Origin of the sequence: Pantoea sp. B65, assembly GCF_047308185.1 — a bacterium.
GTDB lineage: Bacteria > Pseudomonadota > Gammaproteobacteria > Enterobacterales > Enterobacteriaceae > Erwinia.
Genome location: NZ_JAHXPU010000045.1, coordinates 514,172 through 533,757, shown reverse-complemented (window position 1 = coordinate 533,757; position 19,586 = coordinate 514,172). Strand labels below are relative to the sequence as shown.

General features: G+C 58.0%; 17 protein-coding genes. All 17 read right to left on the bottom strand.

Annotated elements, in window-relative coordinates:
• Positions 1 to 8: 8 nt before the first annotated feature.
• The 17 genes from JWF83_RS26405 to JWF83_RS26325 all read right to left on the bottom strand — a co-directional run bounded on the left by JWF83_RS26405 (position 9) and on the right by JWF83_RS26325 (position 19,542).
• The gene (locus JWF83_RS26405; RefSeq protein WP_413653480.1) at positions 9 to 1,394 is read right to left on the bottom strand and encodes an LLM class flavin-dependent oxidoreductase; all 1,386 of its coding nucleotides are present in this window, start codon (positions 1,392 to 1,394) and stop codon (positions 9 to 11) included.
• Positions 1,384 to 2,376, bottom strand: a complete 993-nt coding sequence (locus JWF83_RS26400; protein ID WP_413653479.1) for an ABC transporter permease — start codon at positions 2,374 to 2,376, stop codon at positions 1,384 to 1,386. The genes JWF83_RS26405 and JWF83_RS26400 overlap by 11 nt, the downstream gene beginning before the upstream one ends.
• Positions 2,369 to 3,400: an ABC transporter permease gene (locus JWF83_RS26395; RefSeq protein ID WP_413653478.1), complete on the bottom strand. Its 1,032-nt coding sequence runs from the start codon at positions 3,398 to 3,400 to the stop codon at positions 2,369 to 2,371. The genes JWF83_RS26400 and JWF83_RS26395 overlap by 8 nt, the downstream gene beginning before the upstream one ends.
• Entirely contained in the window at positions 3,397 to 4,917 is a 1,521-nt protein-coding gene (locus JWF83_RS26390) for a sugar ABC transporter ATP-binding protein (RefSeq protein WP_413653477.1), read from the bottom strand. Before JWF83_RS26390 ends, JWF83_RS26395 begins: the two co-directional genes overlap by 4 nt.
• A complete protein-coding gene (locus JWF83_RS26385; protein WP_413653476.1) occupies positions 4,907 to 5,923 on the bottom strand; it encodes a sugar ABC transporter substrate-binding protein in 1,017 nt (338 codons plus the stop codon). The genes JWF83_RS26390 and JWF83_RS26385 overlap by 11 nt, the downstream gene beginning before the upstream one ends.
• A gap of 111 nt (positions 5,924 to 6,034) precedes the next feature.
• The gene (locus JWF83_RS26380) at positions 6,035 to 6,685 is read right to left on the bottom strand and encodes a methionine ABC transporter permease (RefSeq protein ID WP_413653475.1); all 651 of its coding nucleotides are present in this window, start codon (positions 6,683 to 6,685) and stop codon (positions 6,035 to 6,037) included.
• Entirely contained in the window at positions 6,669 to 7,769 is a 1,101-nt protein-coding gene (locus JWF83_RS26375; protein WP_413653474.1) for a methionine ABC transporter ATP-binding protein, read from the bottom strand. The genes JWF83_RS26380 and JWF83_RS26375 overlap by 17 nt, the downstream gene beginning before the upstream one ends.
• A 2-nt stretch (positions 7,770 to 7,771) precedes the next feature.
• Entirely contained in the window at positions 7,772 to 8,581 is an 810-nt protein-coding gene (locus JWF83_RS26370; RefSeq protein ID WP_413653473.1) for a MetQ/NlpA family ABC transporter substrate-binding protein, read from the bottom strand.
• Between the two features lie 40 nt (positions 8,582 to 8,621).
• Positions 8,622 to 9,977: an LLM class flavin-dependent oxidoreductase gene (locus tag JWF83_RS26365; RefSeq protein WP_413653472.1), complete on the bottom strand. Its 1,356-nt coding sequence runs from the start codon at positions 9,975 to 9,977 to the stop codon at positions 8,622 to 8,624.
• Complete coding sequence (locus tag JWF83_RS26360; protein WP_413653471.1) at positions 9,974 to 11,206, bottom strand: SfnB family sulfur acquisition oxidoreductase; 1,233 nt, start codon at positions 11,204 to 11,206, stop codon at positions 9,974 to 9,976. Before JWF83_RS26360 ends, JWF83_RS26365 begins: the two co-directional genes overlap by 4 nt.
• Positions 11,193 to 12,419 (bottom strand): SfnB family sulfur acquisition oxidoreductase, encoded by a 1,227-nt coding sequence (locus JWF83_RS26355; RefSeq protein ID WP_413653470.1) that lies wholly within the window; start codon positions 12,417 to 12,419, stop codon positions 11,193 to 11,195. The genes JWF83_RS26360 and JWF83_RS26355 overlap by 14 nt, the downstream gene beginning before the upstream one ends.
• 276 nt (positions 12,420 to 12,695) lie before the next feature.
• Positions 12,696 to 13,907 (bottom strand): acyl-CoA dehydrogenase family protein, encoded by a 1,212-nt coding sequence (locus JWF83_RS26350; protein ID WP_413653469.1) that lies wholly within the window; start codon positions 13,905 to 13,907, stop codon positions 12,696 to 12,698.
• The gene (locus JWF83_RS26345; protein WP_413653468.1) at positions 13,900 to 15,363 is read right to left on the bottom strand and encodes an MFS transporter; all 1,464 of its coding nucleotides are present in this window, start codon (positions 15,361 to 15,363) and stop codon (positions 13,900 to 13,902) included. The genes JWF83_RS26350 and JWF83_RS26345 overlap by 8 nt, the downstream gene beginning before the upstream one ends.
• A gap of 183 nt (positions 15,364 to 15,546) precedes the next feature.
• The gene (locus JWF83_RS26340) at positions 15,547 to 16,422 is read right to left on the bottom strand and encodes a MetQ/NlpA family ABC transporter substrate-binding protein (protein ID WP_413653467.1); all 876 of its coding nucleotides are present in this window, start codon (positions 16,420 to 16,422) and stop codon (positions 15,547 to 15,549) included.
• A complete protein-coding gene (locus JWF83_RS26335; RefSeq protein ID WP_413653466.1) occupies positions 16,419 to 17,123 on the bottom strand; it encodes a methionine ABC transporter permease in 705 nt (234 codons plus the stop codon). The genes JWF83_RS26340 and JWF83_RS26335 overlap by 4 nt, the downstream gene beginning before the upstream one ends.
• On the bottom strand, positions 17,120 to 18,136 hold the full coding sequence (locus JWF83_RS26330) for a methionine ABC transporter ATP-binding protein (protein ID WP_413653465.1): 1,017 nt from the start codon (positions 18,134 to 18,136) through the stop codon (positions 17,120 to 17,122). The genes JWF83_RS26335 and JWF83_RS26330 overlap by 4 nt, the downstream gene beginning before the upstream one ends.
• Positions 18,133 to 19,542, bottom strand: a complete 1,410-nt coding sequence (locus tag JWF83_RS26325; protein WP_413653464.1) for an LLM class flavin-dependent oxidoreductase — start codon at positions 19,540 to 19,542, stop codon at positions 18,133 to 18,135. Before JWF83_RS26325 ends, JWF83_RS26330 begins: the two co-directional genes overlap by 4 nt.
• Between the last annotated feature and the right edge of the window lie 44 nt (positions 19,543 to 19,586).

The following is a 19,586-nucleotide window of genomic DNA, read 5'->3' as shown; positions in this document are numbered from 1 at the left end:
GTTGCCGCTTAGCGGCGAAAACGACGCGCCGGATGATCCTCGGGCAGATGACGTTGCCCTGCGCCGAGTAATCTTTCACGCAGGGTCAGCGGACTGGCCGGTCGTGGCGCCAGCCGGCCTCTGGCGGTCAGTTCCGGTACCACATAGTGCACAAAATCTTCAAAACTGCCCGGCGTAATCGCGTAACCGATATTGAAGCCATCCACTCCCGACGCCTGCGCAAAACGCTCAAGCCGATCGGCAATCGATGCCGGGCCACCAACCAGCGTCGGATGCAGCCCGCCAATGCCAATATAGTGCGCCGCCTCGCGCAACGTCCACTGACGCCCGGCGTCAATGCGCGTCAGGCTGGCCAGCGCGGAACGGCAGGCATCGGTTTCGATATACTGCAACGGGCGGTCCAGCTCATACTCCGCCCAGTCCACGCCGGTCCAGGCAGAAAACAGCGCCAGCGCCCCCTCTTCACTGATATAGCGTTGAAACTCCTGATAGCGCGATTGTGCCTCAGCCTCGTTTGCGCCGGTCACCACGGTAATCGCGGTAATAAAGCGCAACGATGCCGGATCGCGGCCATACTCAGCCGCCTGCCGACGGATAACGGCGATATCATTACGGATTGCTTCCGGCGTCAGTCCGGCCATAAAAATCACTTCGGCATTGGCGGCGGCAAACTGGCTGCCGCGTGCGGAGGTCCCGGCCTGAAACAACACCGGCGTGCGCTGCGGACTGGGCTCACTTAAATGTGCGTCTGGCACCTGGTAGTAACGCCCGTGATGGGCAATCGGATGCACTTTCGCCGGATCGCTGTAGACGCCGGTCTGCTTATTACGCTGTACCGCATCCTCCTGCCATGAGCCTTCCCATAATTTGCAGGTGACATCCAGAAACTCCTGCGCGCGATCGTAGCGCTCATCATGAGGCAGCTGTTGCGTTAAGCCGAGGTTTCTCGCCGCGGAATCCAGCATTGATGTGACAATATTCCATGCCACGCGGCCGTTAGTCAGGTGATCCAGGGTGGTGAATTTGCGTGCCAGCAGATAAGGGTGCTCGTAGGTGGTGGAAACGGTGACGCCAAAACTGAGATGGCGCGTGGCCGCCGCCAGCGCCGACACCAGCAGCAGCGGGTCATTTACCGGCATCTGCGCGGCATTACGCAGCGCGGCGTTGGGCTGATGCTGATAAACATCCAGCTGGCCCAGCGCATCAGCGAGAAACAAGGCATCAAAACCGGCCTCATCCAGCAACTGAGCGATGCCGACCCAGTAGCGGATATCGGTATAGCGCTGCCCCTTATCTTCCGGATGACGCCACAGTCCGGCGGAAATATGCCCGACCACATTCATCATAAAACCAAACAGGATAAACGGCTGTGGCTTACTGTTCTCAATGCTCATGGCTGCTCCGGTTAACCTGCAACGCGCCGGCGGCCAGCACCACAAAAATCAACACGCCGGTTGCCACCTGCTGCCAGTAAAAATTCCAGCCAATCAGCAACAAGCCATTGGCGACAAAACTAAGCAGCACCACGCCCAGCAGAGTGCCGGGCACATTGGGCCGGCGCGAGCGGGAGAAAGTGCTGCCGATAAACGCGGCGCCGATGGCATTCAGCAGATAAGCATTACCCGACAGCGGCACCCAGGCTTTGACATTGGAAGCCAGTATCAGTCCCACCACCCCGGCAACCAGCGCGCTGAGGACAAAGCCGATGGCGACGGCGCGACCGACGGCGATACCGGAGTAACGCGCCACGCTCAGCTGGCTGCCGAGAAAGGTTAATACCCGCCCGTAACGGGTACTTTGCAGTAATAAATGCAGCGCCAGCGCCAGTATCAGTACGTACCACAGTGGCAACGGCATACCGAGCAGCGCGCCGTGGCTAATGGCGGAAAAGTTCGCCGGTAGCACCTGGCTAAGCAGGTAGATAGGCTGACCGCCATTGGACGAGAGCTGTTGTACGCTCTGGCCGATAAATAAGCTGCCGAGAGTAGCGAGAAAGGGTTCGACACCCAGCACCGCCACCAGAAAAGCATTAAACAGGCCGACAGCGAGCGCGGCCAGCAGTGCCGCGCCGATCGCCAGCGGCAGGCCTGCCTGATGCAGCACCAGCGTGACCAGAACCAGACAGGCGAAGTCGATGGCGGTGCCAATCGACAGATCAATGGCGCCCATCGCAGCCACTACCGTCATGGCAAGGGCGGCAATCGCCAGCGGAGCGACATTATTCAGCAGTACACTTTCGATATTGCGCAGGGTTAAAAAGCCGGGCGCCGACAGGCTAAAAAATATCAGCAATACGGCAAAAATCAGCACCATCGCCAGGCGCAGCACGCTCCCCTGACTGTTGCGGCGCAGTGCGGTTGTAATGAGCTCAGACACGGACTTTTCTCCTCTGTTGACGCTGGCGTAGCAGCGAAGCCAGCGACACCACCAACAGGATCAGTACCCCTTCTACCCCATTGATCCAGTAGCTTGAGACGTTAATTAACTGAAAGCCATTGGCTATCAGGCTAAGAAACAGGGCGCTAATCAGGGTGCCGCCGATGGTCGGCACCAGCCGACGCGAAAACACCACTCCCAGCAGTACCGAAGCGATAACCATCAGCAGGTTATCGTTGGCGCCGGGTGAGCTACCGCTAAGCACCGTCACCGATCCGAGTGCGGCAATACCGGACGCCAGACCGCACAGCAGGTAACTGGCGGCAATATAGCGCGACACCGCCAGTCCGTTAGCCCGGGCGGCAAGCCGGTGGCTGCCCACCGCCTGCAGGCGCAGGCCAAACGGCGTAAAATGCGCCAGCACGATAAATACCAGCGCCAGCAGCATAAAACCCCATGCCAGCCAGGGAAGCGTCAGCGGACCGGCACCCAGCAACAGGTCAAATAGCGGACCGCTAACCGGCACCGTGGAGTTTTGTGTCACCACCATCTCAAGGCCAATGGCGATATTCATGCTGGTCAGCGTCGCCAGCAGCGGCAGAATGCGCAGCCAGACCACGGCAAAGGCGTTAAACAGCCCGAGCGCCGCGCCGCTGAGCAGTGCGTAAACTATCGCCATGGCAACACTGGCGCCCTGGCTGAGTTGCGTGGCGAAGACTGCGGCGCTCAGTCCGAGATTGGCGGCCAGCGACAGATCGATACCACCGGTAAGGGAGTTGTTGCCACCGGCGATCATCACCAGCGTCAGGCCAAAGGCCAGCGTGCCGGTAACGGCGGTTTGTTGTAATACGTTGCCCAGATTCCCGACGGTGAGAAAAATCGGCGACAGTACGGCAAATATCGCCAGCACGGCGATAATGATCAGCAGCGCACTTCCCTGTAACCAGTGCCCGCTGCGTTCGCGGCGCGTTCCGGCGCTATCCGGCCGGCCCGCGCCGCTGCCGGCAGAAGAAAAATCGGTCATATCGCAGATCCTCCGGCAGCAGCGCCCGCCGCCCAGGCAAGAATTTCATGATGATCGGTTTCAGCGCCCTGCAATGTTTTCACCACTCTGCCGCGCGCCATCACCAGAATGCGGTCGCTCAGAGATTGCAGCTCCGGCAAATCGGTGGAGAAGATAATCACCAGCGCCCCGTCGGCCACCAGACGCTGTAGCGCCTGGTAGATCTCCGCCTTAGCGCCGATATCCACGCCCACCGTAGGTTCATCCAGCAGATAGACTTTAGCCGCGGTGTTCAGCCACTTCGCCAGTACCACTTTCTGCTGATTGCCGCCAGACAGCGCGCGCAGTGGCGCATCGACGCCGGGCGCCCGGATCCCCAGTTGGTGAAGATTGCCGGCAACCAGCTGGTGTTCACGGCGCCGATCGATAAACAGCCGTTTCACCAGCGCGGGCAGGCTGGTTAAGGCGATATTTTCGCGCACGCTCAGTGCCGGTGCGATGCCATTTGCCCGGCGGTCTTCCGGCACAAAGGCCAGCCCATGCCGGACCGCGTCATAAGGCGAGCGCGGCAAAAAAACGCTGTTATCCAGCGTAATGCCGCCGGCGATATCACTTTCGAGGCCGAAAAGCGCGCGCACCAGCGCCTTACCGCCCGAGCCGAGCAATCCGGTGACGCCAAGGATCTCGCCACGGTGCGCGTTAAAGTTCACCTCCGCAAAACGGCCTGGCGCCGACAGGTTTTCCACCCGTAGCACGACCTCTTCCCGGCGATAACTTTGACGTTGCACCAGTGATTTCCCGGCGGCGCCGAGCATATCGGCAATCAACTGTTGGCTACTGACGTTACCGGTCTGATGTCGCGCCACATCTTCGCCATCGCGCAGTACGCTAACCTGCTGGCAGAGGTCGGTAATCTCATCGAGATAATGCGAAACATACAGGATCGCCAGTCCGCGCTGACGCAACGCGCGGATAGCGCGAAACAGCGAAGCCACTTCATGACGCGCCAGCGCGGCCGTCGGCTCATCAAATACCAGGATACGCGGCGCATGCCGCAGCGCCCGGGTGATCTGCACCACTTGTTGCTCGGCGACGCTGAGGTCGGCAATCAGACTGTCCGGATTAATCTGCAGACCGAAATGGTCATAAATCGCCTGCTGCGCAATACGCCGCAGGCGGCGCCGGTTCAGTAGCCGTAAGCCGGAATAAACCGGCTCCTCCCCCAGCAGCAGCGTTTCCGCCACCGTCAGGCTGGGAGCCAGTAGTCGCTCCTGATGGACAATCTCAATCCCCAGCGCCTGGGCCCGCGCCGGCGAATCAATCGGCGTCGGCTGACCGTCGAGCAAAATCTGCCCGCCATCCGCCTGCTGCAAACCGCCAAGGATCTTAATTAGCGTCGATTTGCCCGCGCCGTTATGGCCAATCAGGCCATGAATTTCACCGCGCGCCAGCGTCAGGGAGACCTGACGCAGAGCCGGGATGCCATCAAAGGCTTTACTGATCCGATCCAGCGTCAGCAGCGGCGCATTATTTTGCATCGCTCTGGCCCAGGGTTTTCTGTACTTCCGCCGCATTTTCCTTGGTCACCACCAGCGCCGGGACATAAGTGGCCGGCGGCAGATTACGATCGCCTGCCAGATAGCGGGCCACGTTTTGGACTGCCGTTTTACCGATCAGATACGGCTGCTGCGCCACTACTGCGGCGGCGCTGGATTTGGGATCTTTTACCAGCGAAACCACATCCGGGCTGCCATCAACGGCGTAGGTTTTGATTTCACTGCGTCCGGCCGCATCCACCGCCTGTGTCGCGCCGATTTGCGGCACATCCCATGCGGCCCAGATCGCCTGCACACTGCCTTTCGGATATTTATTCAGCAGCTGGCTTATTTGCGCATACGCATCCTGCACGGTATTTGGAATAACATCGCGCAGTTCAGGTTCAATAATTTTAATTTTCGGATACCATTTTAATACCGCTTTTAACTGGTCGTAACGCATTGCCACTACCGGCACGCCATAAAATCCGTTAAATACCAGAATATTCCCTTCACCGCGCAAATCATTAACCAGTTTTAAAGCCAGCTGTTCGCCAATATAAAAGTTATCCGAGGTAGTCACGTTAATACTGGAGGGACTGGCGGTATCCACAGTAAATAGCGGGATATCCGCCGCGCGAATTTTCTTCAACCAGGGTTCCAGCACCGAGGCGGTGCCAAGGGTTTCAATAATCGCATCGGGTTTTTGTGCAATAAGCGTCTGAATTTGCGGTATTTGCTGAGCTTCTTTACGGCCGCCATCCAGCGCTATCGGCGTGCCTCCGAGCCGTTTCACCTCATCAATCTGCCCCTGCCAGGCTTTCAGATCCCAGTAATGGTCAGTGCCGGCCACCGTAATGCCAATACGTTTCCCTTTTAATGAAGGTACATCAGTATCACTATTTTCCGCCTGGGCAGGGAGCGCCGATAAAATAGTGATACTGAGCAACAGAGCCAGCGATGTTTTTATTAATGAAACATTTTTTATTGTGTTTTTTACTGTCATCATTTTATTCCTGCGATGGGTTATTTAACGCCAAAATAGCACAAAGCCATTCCGCCGTTCATGCCGATTTCAGCTAAGCGTTAAGCAAGTTTGTTTAATAAGCGCGATTAATAATTAGCGATGATTAAGCCGCCGTGACAGACGATCGCCAGCTAACTGTAACAGGGTAACCAGCGCCACCAGCACCACGATGACGGTAATCATCACCTGGGTATCAAACCGCTGGTAACCGTAACGATAGGCGAGATCGCCAAGCCCCCCGGCGCCAATCGCACCGGCCATGGCGGAAGCATTAATCATCGTCACCAGGGTGATGGTATAACCACTGACAATCCCGGGGCGCGCTTCCGGCAGCAGCACATGCCAGATAATATGCCGCCGGTGAAAACCCATCGCCTGGGCCGCTTCCACCAATCCTTTATCCACTTCACGCAGGCTTACCTCGGCAATGCGGGCAAAAAACGGCGTGGCCGCCAGCGTCAGCGGCACAATCGCGGCCTGGACGCCATAGGTGGTGCCGACAACCATGCGCGTAAAAGGGATCAGCGCCACCATCAGGATCAGAAACGGGATCGAACGAAACAGGTTTACCAGCCAGCCGAGCAGGCGGTTGAGCAGTGGATTAGCAAACAGGTTTTCACGGTCGGTAATGACCAGAATCACCGCCAGCGGCAGTCCGAGTAATAATGCTGCCAGCGACGACACGCCGACCATCATCAGCGTATCCAGTAATCCCTGCCATAAACGGTCAATCTGCAGTGACATAGCCTACTACCTCCACCCGATCGGCTAAATTTGCCGGAACGCTCATCGGGCTGAACGGCTGCGGACTACGTGCCGCCAGCAGTAACAGCTGGCCAATTTGCCGCTCCTGCACCCATTCCAGCGCACTCTGTATCAGGGTGATCTCGTCCCCCAGCAGCGCCGTCAGTTGCGCAAGCTGTGGCGCCGCCCCCTGTCCGTTATAGCTCAGGCACAGCAACGCTCTGGCGCTGGCGGAAACCGGCTGCGGAGTGAGCCGCTGTTGCAGTGGTTCGGGCAGCCTGCCATGCTGAGGATTGAGCAGCAGTTGCGTGGTTTGCTGTTGCGGATCGCCATACACCTGCCATACCGGTCCGCGCTCTATCACCCTTCCCTGTTCCAGTACCGCCACCTGATGACACAAATCGTGAATCACATTCATTTCATGGGTGATCAGAACCATGGTGATCCCTTGCTGGCGATTGATATCGCGCAACAGGCTGAGAATTGAGCGCGTCGTTTCCGGGTCCAGCGCCGAGGTGGCTTCATCACAAAGTAACAGTTGCGGATCATGTACCAGCGCACGGGCGATGCCCACCCGCTGCTGCTGTCCGCCGGAAAGCTGGGCAGGCCAGGCATGCTGACGATCTTCCAGCCCCACCAGCGCCAGCAGCTCATCCACCTTGCGCTGCCGTTGCGCCGGCGCAATACCCGCCACCCGCAGCGGCAAATCGATATTCTCCCGCACGGTTTTCGCCGACAGTAAATTAAAGTGCTGGAAGATCATGCCGGTACTGCGCCGCCACGCCACCAGCTCAGCGGCTGACAGGCGGCCAATATCCACCCCATCGACCACCACGCTGCCGCCGGTCGGGCTTTCCAGCCGGTTAAGACAGCGGATCAACGAAGACTTACCCGCGCCGCTGCGGCCGATAATACCGAAGATTTCGCCCCGGGAAATCTTCAGATCGACATTATGCAGCGCATCGGTCTGCTGACCGGGATAGCGTTTGCACAACCCTTCGATCGCCACATGCACCGACCCGGGATTGATCCGGGTACGTTCACGGGTCTGTTCCTGCAGGCCGGGATAAGGCAGGCTCACCATAATTACTGACTCCAGCCCGGCTGATACAGCTTGCCGTAGAATTTATCGAGGCTGGCGCGCACTACCGGCGAGTGCTGATAGATATCAACAAATTTTTTCAGCCGCGGATCATCCTGATGCCCGTCACGGATCACAAACTGAATCACATATTCCGGGTGTTCCAGACCATCGAACAGCAAAGCGTTATTGGGATCGATAATCCCTGAGGCGCGCAGATAGTGCGGGTAACCCTGCGCCAGATCGACCTCCTGCAGCGAGCGCGAAAGCTGCACCGCTTCCACCTCAATAATCTTCAGCTGTTTCGGATTCTGCGTAATGTCATCGACCGTGGATTTCAGCCCGGCGCCCGGTTTCAGTGTAATCAGCCCGGCCTTTTGCAGTAACAGCAGGCCACGCCCGCCATTAATCGGGTCATTGGCAATCGCCACCGTCCCGCCCGCTGGGATCTGATCGAGACTGGTGTGCTTCTTCGAGTAAAGCCCGACGTTATTGATGATCGCCGGGGCATATTTCACCAGGTGGAATCCCCCCTGCTGATTGGCATTATCGAGAAACGGCTGATGCTGAAACAGATTAACGTCAATATCGCCATTTTCGAGGCTGACATTCGGCGCCGTCCAGTCGGTGAACTCAATCAGCTCCACGTTCAGCCCCTGCTTTTTCGCCTCCGCCACGGCGGTTTCCAGTGGCGGAGCGAAAGCCGCAGTCGTGCCAACTTTTAACGGGCCGGAATAGTCCGCCGCGCTGGCCAGCGCCGCAGCGCTCAGCAGCCCGACCAGCAATGCATGTTTGATTTTGTGCTTAAAAAACATCGTAGTTCCTCAGATTATTAGCGCTTAAAGTCCGCAGAAGTCAGGCTGGCCGGCGCCAGCGTGCCGCCGGATGACGCGACGGTAGCCGGTCGTGGTTAAATAATTTGTGACGTAAGCTGCCCGGCTGATAAGCGGTTTTGTAGCGTCCGCGCTGTTGTAATTCCGGCACCACCAAATCGATAAAGTCGATATAGCTCTGTGGATTCACAATGCGCGTCAGATTGAAACCATCAATGCCGGTTTCATCCAGCCAGTTGATTAGTGACTCCGCCACCTGCCCCGGGTCGCCGACAATTAGCGCATAGCGTCCCCCTAAGGCGTGTTGTTCCAGCAGCTGACGGCGGGTCCAGCCGCTATAGGTTTTGCTTACCGACTCAATGGCGCGGGTGGCGCCGCTGCGGATGGGCTCATCCAGTGCGAACTGCGACAGATCGATACCGGTGGAACTGGAAAAATGGGCGATACCGGCTTCCGGACTGGCATAGCGCAGATATTCACGCTGCTTCTCCCGCGCTTCTGTTTCGCCTGGCGCAACGATCACCGAGATCCCCATAAAAATCTTCAGATCTTCGGGCTGTCGTCCGGCATCCCGCGCCGCCTGACGCAGTTTATCCACCTGGCTGCGCATCGCCTGCGGGGTGGCGCCATTAACAAAAGTACATTCCGCATGCCGGGCGGCAAAACGGGTGCCGCGTTCCGAACTGCCCGCCTGGAACAATAACGGTGTGCGCTGCGGAGAGGGTGCCGAGAGGTGATAGCCCTCAACCTGATAAAATTCGCCATGGTGGCGTATCTGATGGATTTTGCTGGCATCGGCATAGCGTCGCTGCTGGCGGTCGGCTGGCACCGCGTCATCCTGCCAGCTCCCTTCCCATAGCTGATAGCTGACATCGAGAAACTCATCGGCCTGGTCATAGCGCCGATCGTGACCCGACAGCTGCGTCTGCCCCATGGCGCGCGCGGCGCTATCCAGATAGCCGGTAACGATATTCCAGCCCACCCGCCCTTTTGTCAGATGGTCGAGAGTGGAAAAGCGGCGGGCAAAAGCATAAGGCGCTTCATAGCTGAGGTTGGCTGTCAGAGCAAAACCGAGATGTTCGGTAACGCTGGCCATCGCGGAAACCAGCATTAGCGGATCGTTAACCGGCAGTTGAATCGCCTCGCTGGCGGTTAAGCCAATTCCCTGCTGATAAACGTCGTACACCCCAAGAATATCGGCGATAAACAGCCCATCAAATAAGCCGCGTTCCAGCGTCCGCGCCAGATCCAGCCAGTAACTCAAATCGTTAAACTCGGTTGAGCGATCGAGCGGATGGGTCCACATACCATGGTGAATATGCCCGACGCAGTTCATATTGAAGGCATTAAGCAGCATCTGTCGCGCTGGCTGGCTCATATTGTCCCCCTGCGCGGCGGCAGCACCGCGTTCAGCACATAGTTGCCAATCACCGGATACTTCCAGCGCACCGGATCGTGCAGGGTATGGGTGCGGGCGTTGCGCCAGTGGCGGTCAAGATTATGCTCCTGCAACGCGGAACGGCTGCCGGAGAGTTCAAACAGCAGATTAGCCGCTGCCAGTGAAAGTTCGGTGGTCCATGCGCGCGCGCTGGCAACCTGCACCGATGCTGTCGCCACATGGGCGGCATCGGGATGGCGCTGGGCGCGGTCCACCGCGTGACCCGCCTCTTCCAGCAGCGCATCACCGGCCTGCAGACGGGCGGCCAGTTGCCCAACCCGATCGATGGTCAGCGGATCCTCGCTGGCGCGCTCAACCCCTGAATCGGGCCATGGCCGCGCGCGGGTATTGATAAAGTTAAGCATGTCGCTGAAAGCGGCGCGGGCAATCCCCTGGTCAATGGCGGCATGCATAATCTGCGCAAACGGACCAACGGTGCTGGGACGCTCAAATGCACTCTGGAACGGCACGATATCTGCGCCATCGACGCGCACAGCGTTAAAAATTACCGTTCCGCTGCCGGTGGTACGCTGACCAAAGCCGGACCAGTCATCAATCACGCTGAGGTTTGCCTGATGGCGCGGCACAAATACCAGCTGTTCGCGACCTTCAGCATCCCGGGCGGCGGTGGGAATACGGTCGGCAAACAGCGCGCCGGTGGCATAAAACTTGCGGCCACTCAGCAGATAGCTGTCGCCATCAGGTAATACCGAGGTGCTGCGATAATGAGCCGCTGCTGAGCCGAACTCCGCCAGCGCATTACCCAGATGCACTCCCTCAATCACTTCCTGATAAAAGCGCCGCTGCTGGGCATCGCTGCCGTTGACGCGCAGCACTTCCAGCGCATAAAAATGGTTTTGCGGGATCTGTCCGATCGCCGCATCCGCCTCACTTAAGATCGCGATGATCTGGGCCAGTAGCGCGGTTGATACCGCCGCGCCGCCAAACGCGGCCGGAACGGTAATCGCGCCCAGCCCGGAGGAGAACAGCGCTTCCAGCTGTTTTAGCGGCAGTTGCCGCTGGCGGTCGCGCTGCGCGGACTCGACGCGGAAAGCCTGCGCCAGCTCGCGGGCAACGTTCAGCGCCTGCTCCGGGGTGGTGATAATACTGGCGCGGATAGCAGGTTTAACCTGGCTGTAGGGCATATCGGCATCCTTAAATCCAGGCATGGCGCACCGGGAAGATTCCGTTGAGGTAGTAGTTACCGATCGCGTGATATTTCCAGCGCACCGGGTCGTGTAACGTGTGGGTACGGGCATTACGCCAGTGGCGGTCCAGGCCGTGCTCACTGAGCGTCGCCCGGCTACCGCCCCACTCCAGAAGCTTTTCACTGGCTTTCAGCGCTACCTCGGTGGTCAGCACCTTGGCTTCCGCGACCGCGATGGAAGCGCGGGCAGCGGTTTCCGCATTCAGGCTGGCGGGGTCGATATCATCGAGCGTTTTTGCCGCGCGTCGCAGCAGCGCCTCGGCCGCAGTCAGCTCCACGTAAACACGGCCGACATCGGCCTGCAGATGGGGATCGTCGGCATTGCGCTCCACACCGGCATCCACCCACGGACGCGAATGATGACGGATAAATTCGCCGGCTTCGTCAAAGGCGCCGCGGGCGATACCCGCGTCAATCGCAGCCTGAATTAATTGCGAAACCGGCCCGCGCAGTGACGGCCGATCGGTTGCCGGTAGCGGGATAACCCGTGCGGCATCGACGGCCACCTCCTGCAAGCGCACGGTGCCGCTGGCGGTGGTGCGCTGGCCGATAGCGGACCAGTCATCAATGATTTCCAGCCCGGCAGCCAGTCGCGGCACAAATGCCATCACCGCGACGCCCTCGTCATTGATGGCGGTGGTAACCACAATGTGGGCAAATAGCGCGCCGGTGGAGTAGAACTTCTCCCCGGTCAGGCGCAAACCGTCGGCGTGCTGGCGCAGGCGTGCATGCACTTCGCGGGTATGGCGGGTGTTCTTCTCCGGTCCACCGTTACCCAGTCGCTGACCTTCGACTACCGCCTTAAACAGCGTTTTTTGCTGCTCAGGCGAACCTTCATCGCGGATAAACTGAATAAGACCGAAATGATTCTGCGGGATCTGTCCCAGTGACGGGTCAGCAGCAGAGATAATGCGGAACACTTCCGCCACGGTGCGATAACTCAGGCCACCGCCGCCAAAAGCGCGCGGCACCGAAATACTGCCCAGCCCGGAACGGCTAAATAACGACAGCGCTTCCAGCGGATAGATACGATCGCGATCGCGGGTGGCCGCATCGGTTAGCGCCAGTGCGGCCACCGCACTGGCGGCGCTGATGGCCTGCTCATCGCTAAAAATAACCTGTGCAGCTTCCGGCGGCCGCCAGAGGTCGGCATTAATACTGGCATGATTATTCATCGATATGATCCATGAGGCGATATTAATAGCGCCCGCATTTATTTAATTAATATTCAGCTGATGATAATCAGAGCAAGAATAATAAGTAAAGCGCCTGGCTTATGACATATATGGCATTGTATAAGCCATATTTTGCTAAAGAACAGAATGATGCGCACAGAGAAAAACCCCACATTATCATCAGGATAAATGGTGTCTGCACAATAGCGCGAACTAACCACTGCCGGGTACGGGTGCAATTAATTAACACCCGCACCCTGGCGGGGCATATTTACCTCAGGCGCCGTTTCCTATCTGCCAGATAAAGGTAGGTTCATTGCCATTAACTTCCCAGTCGCCGACATTGCGCGTTTTATAAATCACCGGATTATGCGATGCCACCGTACGGGCATTACGCCAGTGACGATCCAGTGCTTTGCTGACACGGGTATCGGAAGCGCCCAGCGCATTAAACAGTTCGCTGGCGGCGCGGGTAACCAGATCGCTGGCAATCACCTGGGCCTTTGCCGATTCCAGCTCCGCCAGAATATTGGCCTGTTTGATCTGCGCTTCAGAAGCGCCCTGTTGTTGTACCTCAAACGCCTGCTGCAGCGAATGCGTCGCCCGCTGTACCGTCGCCTCGACCGCCCACGCCCAGCTGGCAATTTGTCCGACTACCTGTAACACCTGCACATCCTGTTTCACCAGCCCGGCGTTACCGTGGCTGTAGATTCGTTTCCGTTGGGCCACTCCCTGCGACGCATCACGGCTCACCGCGCGGCCAATACCGGCCAGCGTCGCCAGCAACACATGCTGATAGAAGGCGGTCTGATAACGGAAGCGCTCGCTGAAGTCATAGACATGCGCCTGCTCCACCTGTGCCTGCTTAAAGCGGGTGGTGCCGCTGCCGGTTAAGCGCTGACCAAAACCATCCCAGTCATCATCACGTTCCACCCCGGGCTGGGCGGTGTTAACCAGCGCAATCACATCACGGCCGTTATCGCTGCGCTGCGCATAGACATCAATCCAGTCGGCATACAGGGTACCGGTGCTGTAAAACTTCTCGCCATCCAGCGTCCAGCCATGGTCGCCGGGCGATACTTTGGTTAGCACCTCTCCCAGCTGCAGATTACCAATCTCGCTCCAGCCGCTGCCGACCAGCTCTCCGTCGATAAAACGCCGGAACCAGCGCTGCCGCTGTTCACTGTCCGGCTGATTCAGGCGGTCTTCGACAAAAGCAAAGTGCGCACGCAGCGCCTGCGGCAGGTTGGAGTCCGCTTCAGCCAGTTCGGTTAACAGCTGAAACAGCTGGGGCAGCGTGGCGCCAAAGCCGCCCTGCCTGACCGGGATACGCAGGGTGCCGAACCCCGCTTCTTTCAGCCAGCGGATCGGCTCCTGCGCCAGCGTTCGGTTGCGTTCACGATCGACAGCCCCTGCGGCGATGCGGGCAAAAACCGGGCGGAAACGTGCCGCCAGTTCAGGGTAATCCGGGGTGAGTAACTCAGACATGCTGTTCTCCGTTATCGTGTTGGTCATCAATATCCTGTTGCGTCGGTTCAAAGCGAATAATCAGCAGGAAGAAGATGGGAATAATCGCCGCCAGTGAGACGATCCAGAACATATTGGTGCCGAAGGAAGCCTGCAGGATCGGCAGGATAAACAGTGCCAGCGCGCTACCAATGCCAGACAGCGAGCGGCCAAAGCCGACGCCGGTGGCGCGGATATGTGTCGGGTAAGAGAGTGCCGGATAGATCATCATCTGTGCGCCAGGACCAAAACCTTCGGCAAACAGCCACAAACCGAGCATCAGAATGGCGAACACCACGCCGGCGGCGGCTTGCGGGTGACCAATCAGCGCCAGTGAGATCAGGGCGATAAACTGCAGGGCAAAGCCGGCGATAGCCACATGGCGCGACGGGAATTTCCACGCCAGACGCATACCCAGCAGCCCGCCGGTAAAGGCGAACAGCGCATTAAGCCCCAGCGAGGCCGAGATGGTTTCGAACACGCCGGCGCCGAGGAACTGGGCGAGAATCGACGGCAGGAAAAAGGCGATGGCGGTGTATTCAAATGAGATACAGATATTCATTACGGCGGTGACGATGGTGCGCTCGCGGTATGGTTTCTGGAACAGTACGCGGAAGCTGACTTTCGGCGGCGCTTGTTTCACTGCGACCGGATGCTGCGGTTTCTCTTCATGAGCAATAATGCCGTAGGAGTCGCGCAGAATACGCACCGCGCCGCTGAGATCGCCCTGATTAGCGGCCCACAGCGGAGATTCATTCATAAACTTACTGCGCACGGCAATAATCAGTAGCGCCGGTACCGCCCCAAACAGCAGCGATGCGCGCCACAGCCAGTCGATGTGTTCGGCCGGCAGCAGGAAATAGAGCGCGAAAATAATAAAGAAACAGGCCGACGACGCCGCGTACCACATCGGGCACCAGGCCGCCAGCCGCGCCGCTTTATTGCCTTTCCCGGTAAATTTCGAGAACTCGGCGAGATAAGCCATCGCGACTGGCAGATCGATGCCGACCCCGACGCCCATCAAAAAGCGCGCGCCAATCAGCACCCAGACATTCGGCGCCAGCCCGGCGGCAATCGCCGAGACCACAAAAAACAGCATATCGGCCATAAACACCGAATAGCGACCATATTTATCGGTCAGCCAGCCGCCGACCAGGTTGCCGATAATGGTGCCGATCATAATCGATGAGGTCACCAGTCCGGTCAGCGTCGGGGTTAAATTAAACTCTTTCACCACATCATCGATGCCGTAAGAGAGGGTCGTCAGGTCATAGGCATCAAGAAATACCCCGCCGAGCGCGAGAAACACAATCCAGCGCGCATAGCTATTTTTGCTGGTACTGCTGTTAATTAATTTCGCCACATCACTGACGGAACGAACCGGTGTTGAATGCGACGGAGGCGATACAATGCCGCCCTCAATATTTATTGTACTCATAGTATCCTCATATTTTTATTAGCAGGTGACGGTGAGGTTATAATAAGAATCGCCGAAAAAAACAAACAACAAAATATGCTATAAAATACAATAAATTCAATAAGTTAAATTGATTATTTTTTACCAGCGCCAAAACCGGATTAGCCGCGGGCTAATCCGGTTATCAGCGAGTGCTACAGGGAGTTAGTCGGCGGAAACCGGCACCAGAACCCCCTTCACTAACGGATCGCTGGTTTCCTTTAACCATTGTTGCAGGCGCGGGTCGGCAAAGGCTTGGCGTAATTTCTCAATATTCTCGTCCGCTAAATAAGGCGTCCCAATCACTAATTGCGAAGCAAAGGTTTTTGGCGCCGGCGGGAATAATATGCCTTTTTCACGCGGCACTTTTCCGGCATCAAACTGAGAGACATAACCAATCGCCGCATCAACTGAATTTAAGGCCCGCGGCATGGTTAATAAATCCAGTTCTTTGAAATTAAAATTATGCGGATTGCTGTTAATATCTTTTAATTTCGCGGTACGCGGCTCCACCGCCGGATCAAGGCCAATCAGACCAATACGTTGCAGCAGCCATAATGCCTGTCCCTGATTGGCGCCGTCGTTGGGCACCACGATTTCCGCCCCCTGCGGTAGCTGATCAATGGCGCCATAACGATCGGAATAAATCCCGAAGGCCCACTGGAATAACGGAATGGCCGGCGTCAGCTCAAACTTATTGGCATCCACCACCTGCTTCAGCCACCACTGATGCTGATAGACGGTGGCGGCATACTCCCCTGCGGCCACCGCGCGATCCGCCTGTACCGGATCCTGTAGTCCCACCGCTTCAAGTTTGATGCCGTAATCTGGCGCAATATGCTCGCCGACATACTCGATCAGGCGCTGTTCACCGGCCATCGCCGGTTCAAAGTGCACTTTCAGCGTCGTGCTGAACGTCACCGTCTGGCGCTGTTGCGCAATAAAATGCCACCCCAGCCCGGCAATGATAATCACCGCCACCAACGCCACCAGCCACGGCCAGTTGTTTTTCTTTCTGATGGTAAAATCCTGCTGCGTCATAATCTATGGCTACCCTGTGAATGTTGAAGTACGGCAACCAGCCGGTCGCCAAGAAACTGAATCAGTTGAATAGTGGCAATCAGCACCACGATGGTGGCAATCATGATGTGGTTATCAAAACGCTGATAACCGTAGACCACCGCCAGATAGCCGATGCCGCCAGCACCGATGGTGCCGGCAATCGCCGAGTATTCGATCATCGAGATCAGATTCAGCACGATGGCCGCCACAATCGCCGGCAGCGCTTCGCTAATCTGGGCTCGTGAGATGATCTGCCAGGTGGAGCCACCGCAAACCAGTCCCACCGCCGTCACCCCGGCCGGAAGTTCCCGCAGCGCGTTTTCCACCAGACGGGCAAAAAATGGCGTACCGGCGACAATCATCGGGATCACCGCCGCCGGAATGCCGATGGTGGTACCGGTCAGCCAGAAGGTGAAAGGGATAATTGCCGCCATCAGCACCAGAAACGGCAGCGAACGCCCGATATTCACCAGCCAGCTCAGCGTGCGGTTGATCGACGGCTGCGGAAACAGCCCGCGACGCGAGGTATTAAACAGCACCACCCCGAGCAGGCCGCCGAGCGTCACCACAAACAGCATCACAATACCGACCATTAGCCAGGTTTCGCCGTAAGCCGGCAGCATAAGCGTATGGATCTGGCTCCAGGGGGTATCCTGACTGATCACCTCTGCCGGTTTCATCCTGCCTCCTGTAGCGCCGCGCGGACTTCAATCGCCTGCGCGTTGATGCCCAGCTGATACAGATGCTGGATCAGCGCCGGCTGGCTGACCGGTCGCCGGGTAAAGCGCACCGCGATGCGCATCCGGCCCGCCAGCCGCTCGCCCACCTGTTCCACATGGGCGGCCAGCAGATCGATTTGCAGCTGATAGTGCTGGCTGATCTGGCTGATCCAGTCGGTGGCAAGCGGGCGATCGCCATAGGTCAGCTGCAGCAGAATGTCCCCGGCGGCGTCCAGCGGCTGCAGCGGAAACAGCTGCTGGCCGAGGCGCGAATCCGGTTGCGCCAGCAGTTCACTCAGCGATCCCTGCTGCAACAGTTGCCCGTCGCGGATCTCCGCCAGCGCATCGGCGGCCCGGCGTACCACATCCATTTCATGCGTGATCAGGATAATGGACAGACCAAACTGGTCGCGCAGCTGTTTCAGCAGGGTCAGAATTGAACTGGTTGCCTGCGGATCCAGTCCCGACGTCGCTTCATCCGCCAGCAATACCGACGGTTTTAGCGCCAGCGCACGGGCAATGCCCACCCGCTGACGTTGTCCACCCGACAGCTGCGCCGGATAATAGTCCGCCTTGTCATTCAGTCCGACGCTCTCCAGCAGTTGCCCGACATGACGTTTGATTTCTGCCGGCACCACCCCCAGCCACTCCAGCGGCAGCGCCACATTTTCCCAGGCGGTCTTACGTTGCAGTAACGCCGAAGACTGAAATACGGTACCGATGGCCCGCCGCTCACGGCGTAGCGCTTCCCCGGACAGGCGCGACAGATCTTCGCCGTTAACGCGAATGCTGCCAGAAGAGGGTTGCTCCAGCAGGCTGATGCATTTCGCCAGCGTTGATTTTCCCGCGCCGCTGGGGCCAACTACCGCGGTGATTGAGGCGGGCGGCACCGTCAGAGATATCCCCTTCAGTACCTCCACCACTTTGCCGTCCGGCGCGCGATACTGCTTACGCAGCTGGTCAATTTCAATCATGATATTGTCTCTTGCCGGGTGAGGATGTCACTGTGGGCACTCCGCCGGTAGCCGGCGCCCGGATGCGGCGCTTCAAGCCGCGGCCCCTGGTTAAACAGCTTCTCGCGCAGCGTTCCCGGCCGGTAATCCTGCTTATACGCGCCGCGCTTTTGCAGCTCGGGAACCAGCAGATCGACCACATCGGTGAAGGTTTCATGGGTGACGGCATACGCCAGATTGAAACCATCGACATCGGTCTCCGCAACCCAGCTCTGCAACTCATCCGCCACGGTTTCGGCACTGCCGACCAGCAGCGGGCCAAAGCCGCCAATACCGACCCAGTCCGCCAGTCCCTGTACCGTCCACTGCCGGTCCGGATCGGCGGTGGAGAAGGTTTCTACCGCCGACTGAATGGCGTTGGTATGCAGGTGCTTCAGTACCTGATCCGGCTGATACTGGCCAAAATCAATGCCGGTCCAGCCGGAGATCAGCGCCAGCGCTCCTTCATAGCTGACATAACTCTTATATTCCTGCCACTTAGCCTGCGCGGCCTGGTCAGTTTCACCGACGATCACCGTTTGCAGGTTAAAGATCAGAATACTGCGCGGATCGCGCCCGGCTTCAGCGGCGCGACGACGAATATCGGCGACGGTTTTCTTCAGTAGCACTTTTGATGGCACGGCGACAAACACGCATTCGGCATGTTCAGCGGCAAACTGTTTGCCGCGGCTGGAGGCGCCAGCCTGATACAGCACCGGGGTACGTTGCGGAGAAGGTTCGCTCAGGTGGATACCCGGTACCTGGAAGAAAGTGCCCTGATGATTAATCGGATGGATTTTACTCGGGTCACTGAAAATACCTCGCTGCCGATCGCGCAGGATGGCGCCCTCTTCCCAGCTGCCTTCCAGCAGCTTATAGATCACCTGCAGATATTCATCGGCATAGTCATAACGCGCGTCGTGGTCGGTCTGCGCCTGATAACCGATATTGCGCGCGCCGCTCTCCAGATAGGAGGTGACGATATTCCAGCCGATACGCCCTTTGGTCAGATGATCCAGCGTCGACATACGGCGGGCAAAAGGATACGGATGCTCAAACGACAGCGAGGCGGTCAGGCCAAAACCAAGGTGTTCGGTGACCAGCGCCATCGGCGTAATCAGCGCCAGCGGATCGTTAACCGGCACCTGAGTGGCATTACGGATCGCGGCATCGTTATTGCCGTTGAGGACATCATAAACTCCCAGTACATCGGCGATAAACAGACCGTCAAATTTACCGCGCTCCAGCAGCCGCGCCAGATCCGTCCAGTATTCGAGGTCTTTATACTGCCAGGAGCGGTCGCGCGGATGCGCCCATAACCCTGGTGACTGGTGTCCGACACAGTTCATATCAAAAGCATTCAGACGAATTTCACGTTGCGATGACATAGCGCACTCCATAGACAGGACGCAAGCAGCCCGTACCTGTCGGT